Raw genomic sequence first — 22,884 nt, 5'->3', positions numbered from 1 at the left:
GAATGACCGTAGATGTCTCGATATCGAGAGACTCGGTGGAGCTGCCCGGCCGAGGGCCGGGCGACGACGCCGGACGCGCGTGGAACCGGGCGCGCGGGACTCAACGCGAAGGAGTACAGGTGAGTCAGGACAGCTTCCAGGCCAAGGACACGCTCGAAGTCCGCGGCAAGAAGTACGACATCTTCCGCATCGACAAGGTCGAGGGCAGCAAGACCCTCCCGTACAGCCTCAAGGTCCTCCTCGAGAACCTGCTGCGTACGGAGGACGGCGCGAACATCACCGCCGACCACATCCGCGCCATCGGCAACTGGGACGAGAACGCCCAGCCCGACACCGAGATCCAGTTCACGCCCGCCCGCGTGATCATGCAGGACTTCACCGGCGTGCCGTGCATCGTCGACCTCGCCACCATGCGGGAGGCCGCGGCCGACCTCGGTGGCGACCCCGAGCGCATCAACCCGCTCAGCCCCGCCGAGCTCGTCATCGACCACTCGGTGCAGATCGACGTCTTCGGCCGTCGCGACGCCTTCGAGCGCAACGTCGAGTACGAATACGACCGCAACGGCGAGCGCTACCAGTTCCTCCGTTGGGGCCAGGGCGCCTTCGACGACTTCAAGGTCGTCCCCCCGGGCACCGGCATCGTCCACCAGGTCAACATCGAGCACCTGGCCCGGGTCGTCATGGAGCGCGACGGCGTCGCCTACCCCGACACGTGCATCGGCACCGACTCGCACACGACGATGGAGAACGGTCTCGGCGTCCTCGGCTGGGGTGTCGGCGGCATCGAGGCCGAGGCCGCGATGCTCGGCCAGCCCGTCTCCATGCTCATCCCGCGGGTCGTGGGATTCAGGGTCACCGGCGAGATCCCCGCGGGCGTCACCGCGACGGACGTCGTCCTCACGATCACGCAGATGCTCCGCCAGCACGGCGTCGTCGGCAAGTTCGTCGAGTTCCACGGGGAGGGCGTCGCCTCGATCCCGCTCGCCAACCGCGCGACGATCGGCAACATGAGCCCCGAGTTCGGCTCGACCTGTGCGATCTTCCCGATCGACGACAAGACGATCGACTACCTGCGCCTCACCGGCCGCAGCGACGAGCAGGTCGCGCTCGTCGAGGCGTACACCAAGGAACAGGGCATGTGGCTCGACCCGAGCGCGCAGATCCGCTTCTCCGAGCAGCTCGAGCTCGACCTCTCCACGGTCGTCCCGAGCATCGCCGGGCCCAAGCGTCCGCAGGACCGCATCCTGCTCTCGGAGTCCAAGGCCCAGTTCGCCGCCGACCTCAAGAACTACGTCATCGACGGCAACGGCATCGACAAGAGCAGCGTCGACACCGAGCTCATGGAGTCCTTCCCGGCCTCCGACGCCCCCTCGCACGACGTGTTCGACGTCTCCGAGGCCGACGGTGCGCCGGTGCTCTCGCCCCCGCTGCGCAAGGGCATCGACCGGGCGACCAACCCCGTCACCGTCACTCGCGACGGCCAGAGCTTCGAGATCGACCACGGCATCGTCTCGATCGCCTCGATCACGAGCTGCACCAACACGTCCAACCCCTCGGTCATGCTCGCGGCGGGTCTCCTCGCCAAGAACGCGGTCGAGAAGGGCCTGAAGGTCAAGCCGTGGGTCAAGACGTCGATGGCGCCCGGCTCCAAGGTCGTCACCGAGTACTACGAGAAGGCGGGTCTCTGGCCGGCGCTGGAGAACCTCGGCTACCACCTCGTCGGCTACGGTTGCACCACGTGCATCGGCAACTCCGGCCCGCTGCCGGAGGAGATCTCCGCGGCGATCAACGAGAACGACCTCGCCGTCACCTCGGTCCTCTCGGGCAACCGCAACTTCGAGGGCCGCATCAACCCCGACGTCAAGATGAACTACCTCGCGTCCCCGCCGCTCGTCATCGCGTACGCGCTCGCGGGCACGATGGACTTCGACTTCGAGAACGAGCCCCTCGGGCAGGACTCCGAGGGCAACGACGTCTTCCTTCGCGACATCTGGCCGAGCAGCGAGGACGTGCAGTCGACGATCGAGAACTCGATCGATCGCGACATGTTCACGTCGCAGTACGCCGACGTCTTCGCCGGCGACGAGCGTTGGCAGGGTCTCGACACCCCGTCGGGCAACACGTTCGAGTGGGACGCGCAGTCCACGTACGTCCGCAAGCCTCCGTACTTCGAGGGCATGACGATGGAGCTCACCCCGGTGAACGACATCTCGGGCGCCCGCGTACTGGCCAGACTCGGCGACTCGGTGACGACCGACCACATCAGCCCTGCCGGTGCGATCAAGCCCGACAGTCCGGCCGGCACGTACCTCGCCGAGAACGGTGTCGACCGCAAGGACTTCAACTCCTACGGGTCGCGTCGTGGCAACCACGAGGTGATGATCCGCGGCACGTTCGCGAACATCCGCCTCAAGAACCAGCTCCTCGACGGCGTCGAGGGCGGCTTCACCCGCGACTTCACCAACGGTGGCGAGCAGAGCACGATCTACGACGCGTCCGTCAATTACCAGGAGGCGGGCATCCCGCTCGTCGTCCTCGCGGGCAAGGAGTACGGCTCGGGCAGCTCCCGTGACTGGGCGGCCAAGGGCACGCGTCTCCTCGGCGTCAAGGCGGTCGTCGCCGAGAGCTACGAGCGCATCCACCGCTCGAACCTCATCGGTATGGGCGTCCTGCCGCTGCAGTTCCCCCAGGGTGAGAACGCCGAGAGCCTCGGCCTCGACGGCACCGAGACCTTCGACATCTCCGGCATCACGGAGCTCAACGAGGGCCGCACGCCGAAGACGGTCAAGGTCACGGCCACCAAGGATGGCGGCGAACAGGTCGAGTTCGACGCGGTCGTCCGCATCGACACCCCCGGAGAGCGGGAGTACTACCTCAACGACGGCATCCTGCAGTACGTGCTGCGTTCGCTCGTCGAGCACTGAGGCACGCGCCTCTCGCGAGGGCTGTCCGGGTTCGCCCGGGCGGCCCTCGCCGTGTGTGTCGGGTCCTCCGAGCGCCGGCGCCGTGCTGTCGGCGCCGTGCCGGTCGGGGATTCCTCGGCGCCGCACGTGCCCGTCCTGTCGACCCGAGAGGGTCAGGAGACGGCGGAGAGAGGGACGCCGGTGTGGTGGAGGGCGACGAGGTCGCCGTCGAGGTCGTGCACGGCGATGCGGAGGCCGAAGACGTCGCCGAGCACCGTGGGGTCCATGATCTGCGCGGGGGTGCCGTCGGCGACGATGCGTCCGTCGCGCAACGCGACGATGCGGTCGGAGTAGGCGGCGGCGACGTTGATGTCGTGGACGACCATGACGACGGTCTTGCCGAGCTCGTCGGCGGCGCGGCGCACGAGCCGCATCATCGACGCGGCATGGGCCATGTCGAGGTTGTTGAGCGGTTCGTCGAGGAGCAGGTGGTCGGTGTCCTGCGCGATCGTCATCGCGACGAACGCGCGCTGGCGTTGTCCGCCGGAGAGCTGGTCGAGGAACCGCCGCCGGTAGGGCAGGAGGTCGAGGAACTCGAGTGCCCGGTCGACGTGGTCGGTGTCCTCCGGGGTGAGGCGGCCGCCCGAGTGGGGGAAGCGCCCGAACGCGACGAGGTCCTCGACGCGGAGGCGCGCGGTGAGGTGGTTGTCCTGCCGGAGGATCGCGAGGGTGCGGGCGAGGTCCCGGCGGGGCGCGGTGGCGACGTCGAGGCCACCGACGGTCGCGCTGCCGGTCGTGGGGTCGAGGAGGCGCCCGAGGATCATGAGGAGCGTCGACTTCCCGGCACCGTTGGGGCCGACGAGGCTCGTCACGCCGCCGTCGGGGATGGTCCCGCTGACGGGGCCGAGCACCCGGGTGGCCCCGTAGCTCTTCGTGACGTCGGTGAAGGTGATCACAGGCTTCTCCTTCGGAGCAGCAGGACGAGGAAGCACAGGCCGCCGACGAACTCGATGAGCACGGTGAGGAACCCGGCGGCGTAGAAGACGTGCTGGAGGAGGAACTGACCGCCGGCGAGGAGGATCACGCCGAGCGCGGTGGCCATGGGGACGACGGCGGCGTGTCGGTAGGTGCCGGTGAGCTGGTACGCCAGGGTGGCGACGACGAACCCGAAGAAGGTGAGCGGTCCCACGAGGGCGGTCGAGAACGACACGAGGACGGCGACGAGGACGAGGGTGATCGTCATCTCGCGCCGGTGGTCGACGCCGATGCCGCTTGCCGCCTCACGGCCGAGGAGGAGCGCGTCGAGGGTGTGACGGCGGCGCCACGCGACGATCCCGGCCCCGACGCAGACGGCGAACGCGAGGGGAAGGGTGTCGGTGCGGACGTCGGTGATCCGGCCGAAGAGTTCGACGGACAGGAGGTCGTGGTCGGTGGGGTGGAGCAGCCGCTCGAGGAACGTCGAGAGGCTGCGGAACGCCATGCCGACGACGACCCCGACGAGCAGGAGGACGTGGAGGCTCGCGAAGGTGCCCGAGAAGAGCCACCGGTAGAGGAGGAGCGCGAAGCCGACCATGACGCCCGTCTGGGCGAGGAGGAGGGGGACGCCGTCGAGGTCGGTGAGGATCAGACCGCCGAAGAGGGTGACGAGCAGGGTCTGGACGAGGACGAAGAGGCTGTCGAACCCCATGATCGACGGGGTGAGGATGTGGTTGTCGGTGACGGTGTGGAACACGACCGTGGCGAGGGCCTGGGTGAAGGCGGCGACGAGGATCGCGGCCGCCGTGGGCAGACGCAGCGAGAGGGCGAAGTCGACCGGGCCGACGATGGACGCGAAGAGGTAGAGGCCGAGACATCCTGCGGCGAGCACGGCGGCGACGGCGAGGCGCAGGGCAGGACGAGGCGGACGATCGGCCCGGGCGGGCCGCGCAGCGGTGGCGGGCGCGGCGAGGTCAACCGACGTCACGACGACTCCTCACGACGAGGACGACGAAGAAGACCGCGCCGACGACACCGAGGATCACCGAGGCGGGGATCTCCATCGGCGCGACGACGACCCGGCCGACGAGGTCGCAGACGAGCAGCAGCGCCGTCCCGGTGAGCGCCACCCAGGGGAGGTTCCGGCGCAGGTCGTCGCCGAGGACCATCGACACGAGGTTGGGCACGACGAGGCCGAGGAACGGGACGAACCCGACGACGACGGACGTGATCCCGGTGGCGAGGGCGACGAGGCACGTGCCGAGGAGCACGACGGCGTGGTAGTTCACGCCCAGACTCGTCGCCGTGTCCTCGCCGAGCCCGGCGACGGTGAAGCGGTCCGCCGCGATCCAGGCGAGGGCGGTGACGACGAGCACGGCCCAGAGCGGTTCGTAGAAGCCCTCGACGATCGAGCTGAAACCGCCGGAACGCCACGCCGACATCGACTGCAGGAGCGAGAACTGTCCGGCGAGGAACGTCGAGATCGCCCCGACGACGGCGCCGAGCATGATCCCCGCGAGGGGGACGACGACCGAGTTGCGGACGGCGATGCGACGGAGGATCGCGAGGAAGACGAGGGTGCCGATGAACGCGGCGGCACTCGCGAGGGCCATGCGGGCGAGGACGGGGGCGCCCGGCCACAGGACGAGCGTGAGGAGGATGCCGAGCCCGGCCCAGTCGGCCGTGCCGGCGGTCGTCGGTTCGACGAACCGGTTCTGGGTGATCATCTGCATGATGACGCCGCAGACGCTCATCACCGTGGCGGCGAGGACCAGCGCGAGGGTGCGGGGCACGCGCGAGACGAGGAACATCCGCATCTGCTCGGGGTCGTCGGCCATCTCGCGGGGGTCGATGTCGTACCCGCCGACGAGGAGCGAGGCGACGACGAGGACGGCGACGCCTGCGAACAGCGCGCACAGGGCGGGGGTGCCGCCGCGACGAACCGGTGCCCCGCGGGCGGCCGTGTCGAGGGACTCGGCCGGCCGCCCACGGGTGAGGGTCGGGGTGCTCACCGCTGCAGGGTCTCGGCGATCCGCGTGTAGGCGTCGGTGTAGGCCTGGATGCCCTCCGTCGTGTAGAACGTGTCGCGCAGGTACACGATGTCGCCGTTCTTCGCGAAGGTCGTGTTCTTCCAGGCCTTCTGCGCCTCGATCGTCCTGCTGGCGGGCGTGACGGTCTCGCCGGGCTTTGCGACGGCCGCGTCGCGGTCCATGACGATCATGACGTCGGGGTTCTTCGCCGCGATCGTCTCGGGGGAGAGGCTCGAGTCCTGGTGGACCGACTCGGAGTTCGGCGTCGTGCCGAACACCTCGGTCATCGGCAGCGGCTGGAGGAGCGCGCCGATGCGTCCGGCGGCGTTGTCGATCTTTCCGCCGTTGTGGTTGGCGAGGAAGACGGTCTGCCCGGAGGTGGCCTTCGCGGCCTTCACGGCCTTCGCCACCGAGGCGTCGAGGGCGTCGTTGAGCGCCTTCGCGTCGGCCTGCCTGCCGAAGATCTCGCCGATGGTGGTCGTCTGCTTCTTGAGGTCGGCGACGTAGTCGCGCGACTCGACCTCGGGGGCGAGGTCGACGACGGGGCTGAGCTTCTGGAGGTCATCGGTGACCTTCTCGAACCGCTTGCCGCCGACGATGAGGTCGGGGCGGGCCTGGGCGACGACCTCGAGCTTGGGCTCGCGGTGGTTGCCGACGTCGAGGACGTTCGGGTCCTTCTTCCACGCGTCGAGGTCCTTGGGGAGGAGCCCCTTGGGTGCGGCGACGGGGGTGATGCCGAAAGCCTGGAGCGTCTCGAAGGACGTGTTGTCGAGGGCGACGACCCGCTGGGGGTTGCGGGGGACCTGGACGTCGCCTCCCTTCGAGGCCACGGTGAGCGTGCCCTGGGCGTCGGGAGAGGAGGAGGCGGCGGCGCCGGTAGCGGCCGCCTTCTCGTCGGTGGGGGAGCCGCAGGCGGCGAGTCCGAGGGTGGCGGTCAGGGAGAGGGTGATCGCGAGCGTGCGTGACATCGTCGTCTTTCCGGACGGGGGCGATTAGGTGAGGCAAACCTAACATGACCTGCGAGGGTGCCTTCCACTCACGCAACGAGGTTCGGCGGCCCGCTCCTCGCGCGCCGGCGGTGGCGGGTCCTCGCATCCGGAGACGACGACGCGGGCCGGCGACCAGGTGGTCGCCGGCCCGCGTGCGGGGCCAAGAGGGTGCGTCAGTGCCTGGCGGTGGCGGCTCGGCTCGCGCGCCGGGCCCGGGCGTCGTCGGAGGCCTGGCGGCGCATGTCCTCGATGTCCTGCATCTTGCGCTGGGTCCACGGCACGAGGAACCACAGGACGAGAGCGGTGACGAGGGTCATGCCACCGAGCGTGTAGTAGAAGACCGAGTTGGACAGCCCGGCCATCGCCTTGATGAGGAGGGCCGCGACGCCCTGACCGACGGCGGAGGTAAGCAGCCACAGTGCCATCGCCTGGCTCGCGAACGCCCGCGGGGCCAGCATCGTCGTCGCGGACAGGCCGACGGGCGAGAGGAACAGCTCCGCGACGGTCTGGAGCGCGAACGCGAGCGCGAGGAACCAGAACGGCGCGAGGGCCGTCCCGCCGGGCCACGTGGCGAAACCCCATCCGACAAGGATGGCCGAGAGGCCGATGCCGGTCACTGCGAGAGCGAACTTGGCCGGGGTCTGCGGGAACCGGCCCGCGCGGCGGGTGAAGAACCATCCGATGACGGGCGCGAGGAGCACGATGACGAACGGGTTGATCGACTGGTACCAGGCGGGGTTGATGTGGAAGGAGCCGACGTCGAGCTGCGTGTGGCCCTTGGCGAACGTCGCCATCTTCACGGAGGCCTGCTCGAAGATCATGAAGAACAGGGCGCCACCGACCCACAGGGGCAGGTAGGCGAGGAGGTGGGTGCGTTCCGCGTCGCTCACCTTGGGGCTGCGGAACATCGTCGCGAAGTAGCCGACGGCCGCGATGATCGACAGGGTGGCGACGACGTCGACGATCGCGGAGGTGACAGCGCCCTTCTCCATCCACACGAAGAGGAGGTAGAGGGCCGCGGAGAGCACGACGACGGCAAGGGCGCCGAGGCCGAGGCGGGCGCCGTCCTTGCCGGTGAGCGGGTTGGGCACCTGGGAGCCGACGCCGTGGAGGGCCGGGCGGCCGATGAGGAACGCGATGATCGCGAGACCCATGCCGAACGCCGCGACGGAGAACCCGGCGTGGTAGCCCCAGCGGGCCTGGATGACGCCGACGAGGAGCGGGGAGAAGAACGCGCCGATGTTGATCGACATGTAGAAGATCTGGAAACCGGCGTCGCGGCGCGGGTCGTCCTTGTCGTACAGCTCACCGACCATCGTCGACAGGTTCGGCTTGATGAAGCCGGTGCCGAACGCGACGAGGCAGATGCCGACCCAGGCGGTGGCGTGGGTGGGGGTGGCCAGGCAGATGTGGCCCAACATGATGATGATGCCGCCGTACAGCGTGGACCGCCATGCACCGAGGAGGCGGTCGGCGGCGATCCCGCCGGGGATCGCGAGGAGGTAGACCGCCGCGCCGTAGGTCGCGACGATCGCCTCGCCGGTGCTCTCGGAGATGCCCATGCCGCCGTTGGCGATGGTGTCGACGATGAAGTAGAGGAGGATCGCCTTCATGCCGTAGTAGGAGAACCGCTCCCATAGTTCGACCTGGAACATCCAGGCGAGGCCCTTGGGGTGGCCGAGGAAGCCGCGGTCCTCGAGGGAGGAGGGGCGGCTCGGGGATGCCCCCACGGGGGGAGGGGCGTCGGGGGTGGTCGCCATGGTGGTGGCTGCCTCTCGTCGCGAGGCCTCGCCCGCGTCGACGGGTGGGCCGGGTGTCGTACCGTCCGGCGCCCGGGTTATCGGGTCGGACGCGCGAGGCACGGAACGGCCTCGGCGGGCTCACTGTACAGAGGGGTGACCCGCGGCACACCGGGTACGCGACTCGGGGGTCACGGGTCCCGGGTGTGCGGTCCGGGCGCGGGATCGTGGGGGATCGCGTCGGTGGCGGGCGGCCGGGCGGCCGGGGCCGGGGCCGGGGTGCCTCGTGCCCGCGGCGTCGACTGTCGGTGGCAGCAGGCACGGTGGAGGGCATGGACGAGGTTCACGTACCCCCGGGGTGGCCGGTGGAGGTGCCGCCGCCCGGTGACGACGACTTCGTGGAGTCGGCGGTGGGTTGGCTGCTCGACCTCTGTCCCGCGGACTACCGCGGGTACGACGTGTGGCGTCGGCATCCCCGGGCGCTCGCGTGGATCGCGGTGCAGCACGTCGAAGGGCAGGTCGCCGTCATGCGGGAGGCCTATCGGCGGGCCCGGGTCGATCTCGGTGAGCGGGTGCCTCCCGAGGCGTTGCGGGAGGTGCTCGGCACCCTCGAACGTGAGGGGCTCAGGTTGCGGGCCGCGGTGCGTGCCGCCTCGCTCGTCCGTGACGCCCTCGACGGGCAGCGGTTCACTCCCCGGTTGTGAGACACGAACGGCCCGCCGCCGTGCCGTCGGTGGGCGACGTCGCGGCGGGCCGATCGGGCCGTGTGTCAGTCCTGGGGCTCGGTGGGGACGTGTTCGCCGTGGCCGAGGCTGCGGAGGCGCTCCCGCAGGCGGTGTGCGGCCTCGTCCATGCGGGCGGGGTCGGGGTCCTGCTGGACTCGGCGGAGGTCGAAGTCCTCGGGGGAGTTCACGGGCCACACGTGGACGTGGAGGTGGGGGATCTCGAAGCCCTGGACGAGGAGCCCGACGCGGGCGCTGTCCCACTCCTCCTGCTGCGCGGTGCCGATGCGCCGCGCGACGGCGGTGAGGTGGGCGAGGAGGTCGTCGTCGGCGTCGAGCCAGTGGTCGATCTCCTGCCGGGGCACGACGAGGGCGTGCCCGTCGGTGATCGGGCCGGCGGTGAGGAACGCGACGCACGTGTCGTCCTGCCACACGAAGCGGCCGGGGATCTCTCCGTCGATGATGCGCGTGAAGATCGTCGTCATGCAGGCAGCCTAGATGTCGGCGAGGAGTCGGACCGCGTCTCCGGGGTGGTCGCAGACGACGGCGTCGACGCCGCAGTGGGCGAGGTGGCGGAGGTCGGCGGGGTCGTCGACGGTCCACGGGACGACCCCGAGCCCGGCGGCGTGGGCGCGGCGGACGAAGTCTGCGTCGACGACGTCGTAGGCGGTGAGGTCTGCGGCGGCCCGTCCGGGGATCCCCTCGTCGAGGGCCTGCGCGCGTCGGCGGGCGCGGTGCCGGGGACACACGTAGTGGGCGCCGACGGCGCGGGCCGCGTCGACGAGGTCGCCGTCGTGGTCCTCGTAGACACCGGAGACGAGCCAGTCGCTCCCGGCGAGGAACGTCTCGCCGGGGAGCGCGAGGGCCGATCGGGGCAGGTCGGGGGCGAGGTCGGCGACGAGGGGGAGGACGGACCAGTCGAAGGAGTGCATGACGACCCGGTCGCGTGCCCCGGCGGCGTCGACGTCGCGCAGGGTGGCCTCGACGAGGCGTCGACGCCGGTCGGGGGCGGCGGCACCGCGGGGGTCGCTCTTGACCTCGACGATGACGACGAGGTCGGGGGCCTGGTCGCGAAGCACGGCGAGGACCTCGGCGAGGGTGTGGGGACGAGCGCCGGGCACGGCGCGCTGGTGGGGGAAGGCCGCCTGCGTGCGGGAGCCGATGTCGAGATGCATGAGCTCGCCGAGGGTGCAGTCGAGGACGGCACGGCCGACGAGACCCGGCAGGTCGGTCGTGCACTTGTCGTCGGCGAGGACGGGGTCGTGCCAGACGATCGCCGCGTCGTCGGCGGTGAGGAGCACGTCGAGCTCGACGCCGAGCGCCCCGACGCGGGCGGCGTGGAGGAAGCCCTCGACGGTGCTCTCGCAGACGTCACCGCGGGCGCCGCGGTGACCGAACACCGCGACGTGCTCCCGCGGCGCCGGCAGGAGCGGGTGACCGCCACGGGCGGGTACGGCGGGGCCCGGGGACGCGGTGGGGGAGGACGACGCGGGACGAGTGCTCACGCCGCCGATCATTCCGGAGACCCCGGAGGCGGCCCGTGGGAGGGCGGCACGGACCGCCTCGCCGCTCTCCCACGGGCGGTCGGGGGAGGGCGTGCGCGCCGCGCCCGCTCCACCTGCCGGTGCCGACGTCGACCCACGCACGAGGCCCCCGCCGTGGTGCGACGGGGGCCTCGTGCGTGGGGCCGGGTGCGACTCAGCCGGTGTTCTGGAGACCGGCGGCGGCGCCGTTGACGGTGAGGAGGAGGGTCTGCGTCCAGGCGGCCCTGTCGGGCCGGTCCTCCCGACGCGGGTCGACAGGGAGGCGGAGGACGCGCAGGGCCTTGTGCTGGAGCAGGCTCAGGGCGTCGATGTACGGCAGGCGCAGCCCGACCGCGGTGCGCAGGTGCGGCTTGCGTTCGAGGAGCTCCTCCTGGTCGAGGACCTCGAGGACGAGCCGCCGCGCGAGGTCGTACTCGGTGAGGATCTGGTGCGCGAGGTCCGGACGCTCGCCGAGGGCGAGGAACCGCTCCGCGAGCGCACGGTCGGCCTTGGCGAGGCTCATCTCCGCGACGTCGATCATCGACGCGAACAGTGGCCACTCGGCGTACGCCCGGCGGAGGAGCTCGACGTCACCGACGGCCGACAGGCCGCTGCCGAGGCCGTACCAGCCGGGGAGGTTGACGCGGGTCTGCGCCCACGAGAACACCCATGGGATCGCCCGCAGGTCCGCGAGCGACCGGCCCGTGTCGGTGCCGCTGCGCCGCGACGGACGCGACCCGAGGCGCAGGTCGCCGATCTCGTCGAGCGGGCTCACCGCGGCGATGAGGTCGGCGAACCCCTCCTGGCCGACGAGGGCGAGGTAGCAGCCGCGGCTCTGCGCGTCGACGACCTCGGCGAGGTTGCGGTACCGCTCGGCGGCGGCCTCCCGCGCGCTCGCGACCTGGGGGGCGTCGGCGAGGAGTACCGCGGAGGTGAGGCGCTCGAGGTGACGCTGACCGATCATCACGTCGCCGTACCGGGCGAAGATGACCTCGCCCTGCTCGGTGACCTTGAACCGACCGTCGACCGAGCCGCTCGGCTGGGCCATGATCGCGCGGTGCAGCGGGCCGCCGCCGCGCCCGAGCGAGCCGCCGCGGCCGTGGAAGAGCGTGAGCTGCACGTCGCTCTCCGCCGCCCACGCGACGAGTTCGCGCTCGGCCCGGTCGAGGGTGAGCGTGGCGCTCGCGGGGCCGACGTCCTTGGCGGAGTCGGAATACCCGACCATCACCTCGACGCGCCGACCCTGCGCCGCCCACACCTCCTGGGTCCCCGGCAGTTCGGCGAGGTCGGCGAGGATCGACGGCGCGTTGTGGAGGTCCTCACCCGTCTCGAAGAGGGGGATGACGTCGAGCTCGAGGGGGCGGTCGCCGACGGCGAGCCGCGCGAGGGCCCGCACGGCGGCGAGGTCACCGGCGCGGCGGGTGAAGCTGATGATGTAGCGGCCGCACGAGCCACGTCCCCACCGCTTCTGCAGCCAGGCGACGACACGGATCGTGTCGAGCACCTCCCGCCCCATGTCGGTCGACGGGCTGACGTGCCGCGGCCATCCCTCGCGGGCGAGCCGGTCGAGGAACTCGGCGTCGGCGACGGCAGCCTCCGGGTCGGCGACGTGCTCCGGGCCGAGCTGGGCGAAGAGGTCGAGGAGGACCCTCTCGTGGACGTGGCTGTGCTGACGCACCTCGAGCTCGGCGAGGTGGAACCCGAACGTCTCGACGAGCCAGATGAGCGCCTGCAGCTCCCCGCGGGCGCTGCGGTGGTCGCCGGCGGCGAGGAGGCTGTCCTGCACGAGATGCAGGTCGGCGAGCATCTCCTCCGGCCCCGCGTAGGCGAGACCGACCTGCTCGGCGAGCGTCGCCTCGACGCGCGCGGCGACGACGAGGACCTTCTGACGGTGCGGTTCGCCGGGGGAGTTCTTCGCGATCTCCGCGAACGTGCCCGGCAGCGCGACGGCGTCGGCCTCGAGCGAGGCGTGCAGCGCGTCCGACGGGGGCGTCGTCACCGTGTCCATCGTGAGGGTGCGGGCGACGCGGTCGGCGTGGGAGGCGAGCAGCGTGAGGGCCTCGTGCGCCTGCGCCGTGAGGGTCTCGCGGGTGACGGCGGCGGTGACGTACGGGTTTCCGTCGCGGTCGCCTCCGACCCACGTGCCGAACCGCACGAAAGCCGGGACCCGTCCGCCGCGGCGACCCTCCTCGCCCGGCAGTGCGGCCTCGACGGTGCGGTACAGGCGCGGCACGGCGCGGAAGAGCGTCTGGTCGAAGACCGAGAGCATCGTCTTCACCTCGTCGCGGGGCTCGGGGCGGTCCCGGCGCAGCGTCGAGGTGCGCTGGAGGATGTCGATGTCCTCGAGGAGCCGCCGCCGCGCGTGGGCGCGTTCCGTCGCGCCGTTGTGGGGGTCGTCGTACCGGTCGAGCTGAGCGGCGATGCGCACGAGCGCCGACGTCACGGCCCGACGACGGGCCTCGGTGGGGTGCGCGGTGAGCACGGGGTGGATCGAGAGTCCCTGCAGCCGCGTGAGCACCGATGTGCCCTCCCGCGAGAGGGCGGCGAGGGCCGAGGCGACGCCGCCGGCCTCGATGCCGCCGGTGAACTCGCCGTCCTCGGCGCGCAACGAACGCACGCGTTGCCGCTCCTCGGAGAGGTTCGTGAGGTGGAGATGGACGGTGACGGCGCGGGCGACCTCGGCCGTCGTCGCGGCGTCGAGGGAGTCGACGAGGACGTCGGCCTCCGACCCGGCGCGGCCGCTGGCGGGTTCGCGGCAGGCGTCGACGAGGGTGCGGACGATGCGGAGCAGCTCGGCACCACCGGCCTCCGAGAGCACCTGTTCGTGGAGTTCGGTGAGGAGGTCGATGTCGCGTTGCAACGCCTCCGTGTGCGATTCCGGGGTGCCCGGGGTCGTGGGGTCGATGCCGTCGAGAGGGGAGGCGGACATGACACCCAGTCTAGGAACGCGCCGACGTGCCCGCGTCGCGCGTCCGTCCAGGCGATCCCCGGCGCTCGCACATGTGCGTCCCGGCCGGACGACGTATCGTCACGGGGTCGGCACGTCCGCACCGGTCGACACGTCGTGGAAGGAACCCCCGTTGAGTCTGCTCGCCTCCATCACCACCCCCACCGATCTCGACGCCCTCTCATGGGCCGAGCTCGACGAACTGGCAGCGGAGATCCGCACGTTCCTCGTGAAGTCGGTCTCGGCGACCGGAGGTCACCTCGGGCCCAACCTCGGCGTCGTCGAACTCACGATGGCGCTCCACCTCGTCTTCGACTCCCCGCGCGACTCGATCGTCTTCGACACCGGTCACATCTCCTACGTCCACAAGCTCCTCACCGGGCGGCAGGACTTCGGAAGGCTCCGCTCGGCAGGCGGCCTGTCGGGCTACCCGAGCCGAGAGGAGTCCGAGCACGACATCGTCGAGAACTCCCACGCCTCCACGTCGCTCGCGTGGGCCGAGGGCATCGCGAAGGGCCGACGCCTACGCGGCGAGACGGACGCGTGCACGGTCGCGGTCATCGGCGACGGCGCACTCACCGGCGGCATGGCGTGGGAGGCGCTCAACGACATCGCCGCCGACAAGGATCTTCCGCTCGTCATCGTCGTCAACGACAACGAACGCTCCTACGCACCCACCACGGGTGGCCTCGCCGAGCACCTCGCCGTGCTCCGTGCGACGCGCAGCTACGAGCAGGTCATGTCCTGGGGGCGGCGCACCGTCGAGAGCGTGCCCGTCGTCGGCCCGCGGGCGTTCGAGGCCCTCCACGGCATGAAGAAGGGCCTCAAGGACATCATCGCGCCGCAGGTACTCTTCGAGGACCTCGGCCTCAAGTACCTCGGGCCCATCGACGGCCACGACGTCGACGCCCTCGCGACCGTGCTGCGCCGGGCACGCGACTTCGGAGGGCCTGTCATCGTCCACGCCATCACGCAGAAGGGCCGCGGCTACCAGCATGCCCTCGACAACGCCGACGACGCCTTCCACGCCGTCGGGGTCATCAACCCCGAGACGGGTCTGCCGCTCGAGATCGCGGGCCGCAGCTGGACGGAGAACTTCTCCGACACCCTCGTCGAGCTCGGCGAGGAGCGGCAGGACGTCGTCGCGATCACGGCCGCGATGCTCATCCCTGTCGGCCTGCGGGAGTTCGCCGAGGCGCACCCCGACCGCGTCCTCGACGTCGGCATCGCCGAACAGCACGCGACGACGATGGCCGCCGGCCTCTCCTTCGCCGGGATGCACCCCGTCGTGGCGATCTACGCGACGTTCCTCAACCGCGCCTTCGACCAGATGCTCATGGACTGCGCCCTCCACGGCCAGGGCGTCACGTTCGTGCTCGACCGTGCCGGCGTCACCGGCAGCGACGGCGCCTCGCACAACGGCATGTGGGACTTCGCGCTCGCCTCCGTCGTCCCGGGCATCCGGGTCGCGGCGCCGCGGGACGGGGTCCGCGTGGGCGAGCTGCTCCGCGAGGCCGTCGCGATCGAGGACGGGCCCACCGTGCTGCGGTTCCCCAAGGGCACCGAGCCCGAGCCGATCCCCGCGCTCGACCGCATCGGTGGTCTCGACGTCGTCGCCCGGCACGGTCTCGACGACGTCGCCGACCCCGACGTGCTCCTCGTCGCCGTGGGCGCGATGGCTCCGGTCGCCACCGGTGCCGCGTCCCTCCTCGCCGATCAGGGCCTGCGCGTCCTCGTCGTCGACCCCCGCTGGGTCCTCCCGGTCTCCGAGGACCTCGTCGCCCTCGCCCGCACCGCCGGCTACGTCGGGGTCGTCGAGGACCACGTCGCCGCCAACGGCATCGGCTCGGCCGTCGCCGCCGCGCTCGCCGAGACGGGGGAGCCGGTCACCGTCCACCGGTTCGGTCTGCCCAAGACGTTCTTCACCCACGACAGCCGCAACCGGATCCTCGCCGACGCCGGGCTCACCGCGCCCGCGGTCGCCGACGCCGTGCTCGCCTCCGTCCGGCCGACGGACACGCCGGCCTGAGCCGACCTCGCGGACGCCCGCACCCCGGGCGTCCGCGACGACGGGGCATGCCCAGGCGAGGCCCCACGGCCGACCCGACGAACGGGCCCGCGACTCAGATGTCGCGGAAGGTCTCGACCTTGGCGCCCAGCTCGTTGAGGCGGTTGGCGAGGTCCTCGTAACCGCGGTTGATGACGTAGACGTTGCGCAGCACCGAGACGCCCGGCGCCGCGAGCATCGCGATGAGGATGACGACGCCCGGACGCAGCGCCGGCGGACAGATGACCTCCGCGGCGCGCCAGCGGGTCGGGCCGTCGATGAGGACGCGGTGCGGATCGAGGAGCTGCACCTTGGCGCCCACCTTGGTGAGCTCGGTGAGGTAGATCGCCCGGTTCTCGTACACCCAGTCGTGAATCATCGTGCGACCCTCCGCGCACGCCGCGATGAGGGCGAAGAACGGCAGGTTGTCGATGTTGAGACCGGGGAACGGCATCGGGTGGATCTTGTCGATCGGCGCCTTGAGCGGCCCCGGCTTCGTCGTGAGGTCGACGAGGCGGGTCTCGCCGTTGTCGGAGCAGTACTCCTCGGTGAGTTCGTACTTCATGCCCATCTCGGAGAGGAGCGCGAGCTCGATCTCCAGGAACTCGATCGGCACGCGGCGGATCGTGATCTCCGACTCGGTGACGACTGCGGCGGCGAGGAGGCTCATCGCCTCGATCGGGTCCTCGCTCGGGGAGTACTCGACGTCCACGTCGATCTCGGCCCTGCCGCGCACGGTGAGCGTCGTCGTGCCGATGCCGTCGATCTCCACCCCGAGCTTCTGCAGGTAGAAGCAGAGGTCCTGGACCATGTAGTTGGGGGAGGCGTTGCGGATGACCGTCTCGCCCTCGTGGCGGGCGGCGGCCATGAGCGCGTTCTCGGTGACCGTGTCACCACGCTCGGTGAGGACGATCGCCCGCGCGGGGGAGACCCCGGGGGTGACCTGGGCCTTGTAGGCGCCCTGGGTGGCCTCGACGTCGAGACCGAAGTGACGCAGGGCCGTCATGTGGGGCTCGATGGTGCGAGAACCGAGGTCGCAGCCGCCGGCGTAGGGCAGCTCGAAGTCCGTGAACTCGTGGAGCAGCGGACCGAAGAACATGATGATCGTGCGCGTGCGGCGGGCCGCGGCCTCGTCGAGGGCCTCGAGGTCGAGGCGGGCCGGGGGGATGATCTCGAGGTCGCTGCTGTCGGGCAGCCACCGCGTCTTGACGCCGATGCTCGACAGCACCTCGAGGATGCGGTTGACCTCCTCGATGCGGGCGATGTTGCGCAGCGTGGTGCGTCCCTTGTTGAGCAGGGAGGCGCACAAGAGGGCCACGGCGGCGTTCTTGCTCGTCTTGACGTCGATGGAGCCGTGCAGCTTGGTGCCGCCCTCGATGCGCAGGTGCTGCGGACCGGAGGTGCCGAGCGCGACGAACTGCGAGTCGAGGTTCTGCCCGATGCGGGAGAGCATCTCGAGGCTGAGGTTCTGCTTCCCCTGCTCGATGCGCACGACGGCGCTCTGGCTCGTGCCGAGCAGATCGGCGAGTTCGTTCTGGGTCATGCCCTGGTGCCTCCGCGCTTCTCGGATGAGCGTGCCGATGCGGGCCAGGTAGTCCTCTGTCATGGTCATTATCTTAACTCACATGTGAGATATTGCGCGCTTCGGGCGTGCGGGCGGGTGTCACGGCATCTGGACGATCGACCCAGTGTGTCACGGCCGCGGCCCGGCCCGGCCCACGGTATGCCGCACGGCGGGCGGCGAGGTCCCTCGGGAGGGGATCCTCACCGCCCGCCGTGCGACGACCGGGCGTGCGTGGTGCCGGTCAGGCGGGCACGTTCGCCGCGCCTGAGGGCAGGAACCGTGCACCCGTGACCTTCTCGGCGATGCCGGAGCGGTCGAGCAGCGGCGTGAGGCCGCCGTTCCAGAACTGGAATCCGGCGCCCGTGATCATGCCGAGGTCGAGGTCCATCGGCGCTGCGACGACGCCCTCCTCGAGCATGAGGCGGGCCTCCTCGGCGAGGCCGGAGAGGACCTTCTCACGCACCTGCTCGGCCGTGAGGACCTCGGTCTTCTCGCCGGCGTCGTAGATCGCGGCGATCTCCGGGTCGACGACCTGCGCTCCGTCCTTCTCGACGTAGAACGCGGCCTTCTTGGCCTCGACGACCTTGCGCAGGTTCTCCGAGACGTAGAAGCGCTCCGGGAACGCCTTGGCGAGTGTCTCGTTGTTGTGGAGCGCGATCGCCGGGCCGACGAGGCCCATGAGCTGGAACGGCGGCATCGGCGCGACACCGGCGAAACCGGCGTCGGCGACGTCGATCGGCGTGCCCGCGTCGACGATGCGCGCCATGTCGCTCATGAACCGGCCGAGGAGGCGGTTGACGACGAAGCTCGGGCTGTCCTTCACGAGGATCATCGACTTGCCGAGCTTCTTGCCCGTGGCGAACGCCGTGGCGAGCGCCGCGTCGTCCGTCTTCTCACCCGAGATGATCTCGAGCAGGGGCATGACGGCGACGGGGTTGAAGAAGTGGAAGCCGACGACCCGCTCGGGGTGCTTCAGCTCCGAGGCCATCTCGGTGATGGAGAGCGAGGAGGTGTTCGTGGCGAGGATGCACTCCTCGTTCACGACGGCCTCGACCTCCGACCACACCTGCTTCTTGACCGACATCTCCTCGAAGACGGCCTCGATGACGAACTGTGCGTCGGAGAAGCCCTCCTTGCTCGTCGAGCCGGTGATGAGGGCCTTGTAGCGGTTGGCCTTGTCGGTGTTGAGGCGGCCCTTGGCGACGAGCTTGTCGAGCTCGGCGTGGACGTAGGCGACGCCCTTGTCGACACGACCCTGGTCGAGGTCGGTCATGACGACCGGCACCTTGAGGCGGCGCACGAACAGGAGCGCGAGCTGGCTCGCCATGAGACCGGCGCCGACGATGCCGACCTTCGTCACCTTGCGGGCGAGGGCCTTGTCGGGTGCACCGGCGGGACGCTTGGCGCGACGCTGGACGAGGTCGAAGGCGTAGAGGCCCGCGCGGGCCTCCTCACCCATGAGGAGCTCGGAGAGCCCCTCCTCCTCGGCCTGGAAGCCGGCCTTCTTGTCGTTCGTGCGGGCGGCCGACAGGCAGTCGAGCGCGCGGTACGGCGCGGGGGAGTAGCCACCCGTGCGGGCGTCGGCGACGGCGCGGCCCTTGGCGATCGCGGCCTCCCACGTCTTCTCGTCGCGGTCGATCTGCGGGCGCTCGACGACCGTGCGGTCGGCGATGACGTCCGCGGCCCACCGCAGAGAGCGCATGAGGAAGTCGGCGGGCTCGAACAGCTCGTCGAACAGACCGAGCTGGTGGGCCTTCTTGCCGTTGATCATGCGGTTCTGCGAGAGCGGGTTCTCGACGACGAGTGTCACGGCCTTCTCGGGACCGACGAGGTTCGGCGTGAGCCACGTGCCGCCCCAGCCGGGGAGGATGCCGAGGAAGACCTCGGGGAACGCGATCATGCCCACGTCGCCGGACACGGTGCGGTAGTCGCAGTTGAGGGCGATCTCGAGACCGCCGCCGAGCGCGATGCCGTTGACGAACGCGAAGCTCGGCACGCCCAGCTCGCCGAACTTGGCGAAGACGCGGTGGCCGAGCTCGGCGATGGCGCGGGCCTGCTCGAGCTCCGTGACGGCGCCGATGCCGGAGAGGTCGGCGCCGGCGGCGAAGATGAACGGCTTGCCCGTGATGCCGACACCGACGATCTCGCCTGCCTCGGCGCGCGTCTTGAGCGCGTCCAGGGTCTCGCCGAGACGCGCGACGGTCTGCGGGCCGAGAGTCGTCGGCTTGGTGTGGTCGAGCCCGTTGTCGAGGGTGATGAGGGCGAGGGTGCCCGCCTCGTCGGGAAGCTCGACGTCACGAACGATCGAGTTCGCGACGACCTCGTCGGGGAAGATGGCGGCGAAGTCGATGCTCATCGGTTGGCCTCGCTGTTCGTCTCGGTACCGGAGATGCTCGGCACGTAGTCGGCGTGGTGGGGGTTCTCCCAGATGACGGCGACGCCCATGCCGATGCCGATGCACATCGCGGTCATGCCGTAGCGCACCTCGGGGTTCTCGGCGAACTGGCGCGCGAGGTTGCTGCAGAGGCGGATGCCGGAGCTCGCGAGCGGGTGGCCCACGGCGATGGCGCCGCCGTACTTGTTGACCTTGTCGGAGTCGTCCGGAATGCCGAAGTGGTCGAGGAAGCTCAGGACCTGGACGGCGAACGCCTCGTTGATCTCGAAGAGGCCGATGTCGTCGATCGTGAGACCGGCCTGCGCGAGCGCCTTCTCGGCGGCGGGGACGGGGCCGTACCCCATGACCTCGGGCTCGCAGCCGACGAACGCCCAGTTGACGAGGCGCATCTTGACGCCGAGACCCATCTCGGTGGCGGCACGCTCGGAGGCGAGGATCGCCGCGGTGGCGCCGTCGTTGAGGCCCGCGGCGTTGCCGGCGGTGACGCGGCCGTGCGGCCGGAACGGGGTCTTGAGGGACGCGAGGGCCTCCATCGTCACGCCGGCGCGCGGGGGCTCGTCCTTGGTGGCGAGGCCCCAGCCGAGCTCACCGGTGCGGATCGCGACGGGGACGAGGTCGGGCTGGATCTTGCCCGACTGGTAGGCCGCCTCGGTCTTGTCCTGGCTGCCCTTGGCGTAGGCGTCGGCCCGCTCCTTGGTGAGGTGCGGGAACCGGTCGTGGAGGTTCTCCGCGGTGTTGCCCATGGAGAGCGCCTCGGGGTCGACGAGCTTCTCACTGAGGAGCCGCGGGTTGGGGTCCATGCCCTCACCCATGGGGTGGCGGCCCATGTGCTCGACACCCGCGGCGATGGCGACGTCGATCGCGCCGAAGCCGATCGCGCCGGCCGTCGTCGTGAGCGCGGTCATCGCACCGGCGCACATGCGGTCGATGGAGTACCCCGGGACACTCTGGGGGAGCCCGGAGAGGAGGACGGCGAGCCGTCCGAGGGTCATGCCCTGGTCGCCGGTCTGCGTCGTGGCCGCGACGGCGACCTCTTCGACGCGCTCGGGCGGAAGGGAGGGGTTGCGGCGGAGGAGTTCGCGGATGCAGGCGACGACCAGGTCGTCCGCGCGCGTCTGGGCGTACATGCCCTTGTCTCCCGCCTTGCCGAACGGTGTACGTACACCGTCGACGAAGACGACCTCAGTTCGTGACACGGATGTCTCCTGTCGGCTCGGGGGCATGCGTCGTCGCATGCCGGAGTCTTGTCCATCGTCGATATTACTGATGAGTACGCGCCTTGTCGCCGGGCTCCGAGGAGACCTGGGCCACGTCCGGGAGGGATGTCCCCACGAGGGAGGTTGTGCTAGTCCCCACCCCTCCGGGCCGAAGCGCGTCGGCGCGACGACGACCGGGGGCGGGGCCGGGCTCACGCGGGCTCCGCCGTGGCGAAGGCGTGGTCGAGGACGGGTGCGGCGATGTCGGCCTGCCACGGTCGTGCGCCGAGCTCGCGGAGGGCGGCGTGCAGGCTCGCCTCGTCGGGGTCCGCGGGCGGGTTCCACACGACGCGTCGCAGCGTGTCGGGGGTGAGGACGTTCTCCAGCGGGATGCGGTGCTCCTCGGCGAACCGGGCGAGGTCGTCCTTGGCCCTCGTGAGGCGGGCGGCGGCCAACGGGTCGCGGTCGGCCCACGAGCGCGGGGCGGGCGGGCCGCTGCTCGGCAGCGACGTCGGCGGGAGCTCGGACTCGGGGAGGTCGAGGGCGCGACGCACGGCGCGCGCCCAGATCTCGGGGTGACGCCGGACGGCACGGTGGGAGCTCGCCGCCGTGACCTCCGCCGACGTCGTGGGGGCCGCCCCGGCGAGCGCGCCGATGACGGCGTCGGGGGCGATGCGCCCGGGCGCGGTGTCCCGGTCGCGGGCGAGATCGTCGCGGACGTACCAGAGCTCCCGGAGGATCGCTGCGGCACGCGGGGTGCGCAGCCGCCGCATGCCGGAGACGCGGCGCCACGGGTCGGTGCGCACGGGGTGACCGGTGAAGGAGGTGAGCGCCTCGAACTCCTGGCGCGCCCACTCGATCTTGCCCTGGGCGGTGAGGTCCTCGATCATCGCCTCCCGCACCTCGGCGAGGCACTCGACGTCGAGCGCGGCGTAGATGAGCCAGTCCTCGGGCAGTGGCCGGGTCGACCAGTCGACGGCGGAGTGCTCCTTGGCGAGGGAGAAGCCGAGGTAGTGCTCGACGACGGCGGCGAGACCCACGCGCGGCAGACCGGCGAGGCGGGCGCCGAGCTCGGTGTCGAAGAGGGCGTCGGGGGAGAGGCCGACCTCCCGGAGACAGCCGAGGTCCTGCGTGGCGGCGTGGAGGATCCACTCGACGCCCCGGGTGGCCCGCTGCACGGGTTCGAGATCGGGGCAGGCCATGGGGTCGAACAGCCACGTGCCCGCGCCCTCGCGGCGGACCTGGACGAGGTAGGCGCGTTGCCCGTACCGGTAACCGGAGGCACGTTCGGCGTCGATCGCGAGCGGGCCGTGCCCGGCGGCGAGGGCGTCGGCGACCTCGAGGAGCCGGTGCTCGTCCTCGACGACGCCGGGGACGCCCTCGGCGGGCCGGGTGAGGACGACGGGGGGTGCGACCTCCTGCTCCTCCGCGGCCGGAACGCTCCCGCCGTCCGCGTGACCGTCCGCGTGGCCATCCGAGTGATCGTCCGTGTGGGCGTCCGTGTGGGCGTCCGCGGTGGAGCCCGTGGCCGGGCCGACGGAGGCTCCGGGTGCGTGTGCGCCGCGTTCGCCGACGCCGGTGTCGGACCGACGGGCTCGGCCGGTCTCTCGGGCGGGGGGCGTCTGCCGTCGCGGGTCGCGCGGATGCTCGTCGGCGTCGGCGGTCCCGCGCGCGTGGTCGTCGGGGGACCCGTCTTGGCGGGCGCCCTCGCGCGGGCGGTCGTCGCGGTCGTCCTCGCGCGGGTGGTCGTCGGGGTCGGCGGTGGTGCCGCGGTCGCGGGGGGCGGGCGGCGTGGGCTGCTCCGGCACGGCGAACGGGTCGGTGAGGTAGGACATTGGGTGGTTCGCGGCTCTC

At 71.1% G+C, this 22,884-nt stretch carries 15 protein-coding genes; 3 read left to right on the top strand and 12 right to left on the bottom strand.

Going from position 1 to position 22,884, the window contains the following annotated elements; all coding sequences use genetic code 11:
- Window positions 1-2: 2 nt before the first annotated feature.
- A complete protein-coding gene (locus tag MOPEL_RS12705) occupies window positions 3-2,924 on the top strand; it encodes an aconitate hydratase (RefSeq protein ID WP_141631345.1) in 2,922 nt (973 codons plus the stop codon).
- Window positions 2,925-3,076: 152 nt separating this feature from the next.
- Here the strand turns inward: MOPEL_RS12705 and MOPEL_RS12700 are convergent, their stop codons facing one another.
- The 5 genes from MOPEL_RS12700 to MOPEL_RS12680 form a co-directional block, all read right to left on the bottom strand.
- A complete protein-coding gene (locus MOPEL_RS12700) occupies window positions 3,077-3,859 on the bottom strand; it encodes an iron ABC transporter ATP-binding protein (RefSeq protein WP_009483269.1) in 783 nt (260 codons plus the stop codon).
- The gene (locus MOPEL_RS12695; RefSeq protein WP_009483268.1) at window positions 3,856-4,866 is read right to left on the bottom strand and encodes an iron chelate uptake ABC transporter family permease subunit; all 1,011 of its coding nucleotides are present in this window, start codon (window positions 4,864-4,866) and stop codon (window positions 3,856-3,858) included. The genes MOPEL_RS12700 and MOPEL_RS12695 overlap by 4 nt, the downstream gene beginning before the upstream one ends.
- On the bottom strand, window positions 4,853-5,890 hold the full coding sequence (locus tag MOPEL_RS12690) for an ABC transporter permease (RefSeq protein WP_009483267.1): 1,038 nt from the start codon (window positions 5,888-5,890) through the stop codon (window positions 4,853-4,855). The genes MOPEL_RS12695 and MOPEL_RS12690 overlap by 14 nt, the downstream gene beginning before the upstream one ends.
- Window positions 5,887-6,876, bottom strand: a complete 990-nt coding sequence (locus MOPEL_RS12685) for a siderophore ABC transporter substrate-binding protein (protein ID WP_009483266.1) — start codon at window positions 6,874-6,876, stop codon at window positions 5,887-5,889. The genes MOPEL_RS12690 and MOPEL_RS12685 overlap by 4 nt, the downstream gene beginning before the upstream one ends.
- A 194-nt stretch (window positions 6,877-7,070) precedes the next feature.
- Complete coding sequence (locus MOPEL_RS12680) at window positions 7,071-8,657, bottom strand: peptide MFS transporter (RefSeq protein WP_009483265.1); 1,587 nt, start codon at window positions 8,655-8,657, stop codon at window positions 7,071-7,073.
- Window positions 8,658-8,968: 311 nt separating this feature from the next.
- Between MOPEL_RS12680 and MOPEL_RS12675 the strand changes: the two genes are divergently transcribed.
- Window positions 8,969-9,340 (top strand): hypothetical protein, encoded by a 372-nt coding sequence (locus MOPEL_RS12675; protein WP_040634507.1) that lies wholly within the window; start codon window positions 8,969-8,971, stop codon window positions 9,338-9,340.
- A 65-nt stretch (window positions 9,341-9,405) separates the two neighbouring features.
- On the opposite strand, the gene MOPEL_RS12670 is transcribed toward MOPEL_RS12675, so the two are convergent.
- From MOPEL_RS12670 to MOPEL_RS12660, 3 genes are all read right to left on the bottom strand, one after another.
- On the bottom strand, window positions 9,406-9,843 hold the full coding sequence (locus MOPEL_RS12670; RefSeq protein WP_009483263.1) for an HIT family protein: 438 nt from the start codon (window positions 9,841-9,843) through the stop codon (window positions 9,406-9,408).
- Between the two features lie 9 nt (window positions 9,844-9,852).
- Complete coding sequence (locus MOPEL_RS12665) at window positions 9,853-10,863, bottom strand: glycerophosphodiester phosphodiesterase family protein (RefSeq protein ID WP_245544784.1); 1,011 nt, start codon at window positions 10,861-10,863, stop codon at window positions 9,853-9,855.
- A 193-nt stretch (window positions 10,864-11,056) separates the two neighbouring features.
- A complete protein-coding gene (locus MOPEL_RS12660; protein ID WP_009483261.1) occupies window positions 11,057-13,810 on the bottom strand; it encodes a phosphoenolpyruvate carboxylase in 2,754 nt (917 codons plus the stop codon).
- 151 nt (window positions 13,811-13,961) lie between these two features.
- On the opposite strand from MOPEL_RS12660, the gene dxs reads away from it, so the two are divergent.
- Window positions 13,962-15,857 (top strand): 1-deoxy-D-xylulose-5-phosphate synthase, encoded by a 1,896-nt coding sequence (dxs, locus tag MOPEL_RS12655; protein ID WP_009483260.1) that lies wholly within the window; start codon window positions 13,962-13,964, stop codon window positions 15,855-15,857.
- 94 nt (window positions 15,858-15,951) lie between these two features.
- On the opposite strand, the gene MOPEL_RS12650 is transcribed toward dxs, so the two are convergent.
- From MOPEL_RS12650 to MOPEL_RS12635, 4 genes are all read right to left on the bottom strand, one after another.
- A complete protein-coding gene (locus MOPEL_RS12650) occupies window positions 15,952-17,481 on the bottom strand; it encodes a helix-turn-helix domain-containing protein (protein WP_009483259.1) in 1,530 nt (509 codons plus the stop codon).
- Between the two features lie 199 nt (window positions 17,482-17,680).
- Window positions 17,681-19,795: a 3-hydroxyacyl-CoA dehydrogenase NAD-binding domain-containing protein gene (locus tag MOPEL_RS12645; protein ID WP_009483258.1), complete on the bottom strand. Its 2,115-nt coding sequence runs from the start codon at window positions 19,793-19,795 to the stop codon at window positions 17,681-17,683.
- The gene (locus MOPEL_RS12640) at window positions 19,792-21,057 is read right to left on the bottom strand and encodes a thiolase family protein (RefSeq protein WP_040634504.1); all 1,266 of its coding nucleotides are present in this window, start codon (window positions 21,055-21,057) and stop codon (window positions 19,792-19,794) included. The genes MOPEL_RS12645 and MOPEL_RS12640 overlap by 4 nt, the downstream gene beginning before the upstream one ends.
- A 185-nt stretch (window positions 21,058-21,242) precedes the next feature.
- A complete protein-coding gene (locus MOPEL_RS12635) occupies window positions 21,243-22,865 on the bottom strand; it encodes an HRDC domain-containing protein (protein ID WP_009483256.1) in 1,623 nt (540 codons plus the stop codon).
- Between the last annotated feature and the right edge of the window lie 19 nt (window positions 22,866-22,884).

The sequence above is a fragment of the Mobilicoccus pelagius NBRC 104925 genome (genome assembly GCF_000247995.1).
In the GTDB taxonomy this organism is placed as follows: Bacteria; Actinomycetota; Actinomycetes; order Actinomycetales; family Dermatophilaceae; genus Mobilicoccus; species Mobilicoccus pelagius.
The sequence above is the reverse complement of the archived record's forward strand: the minus strand, read 5'-3'. Positions and strand labels throughout refer to the sequence as shown.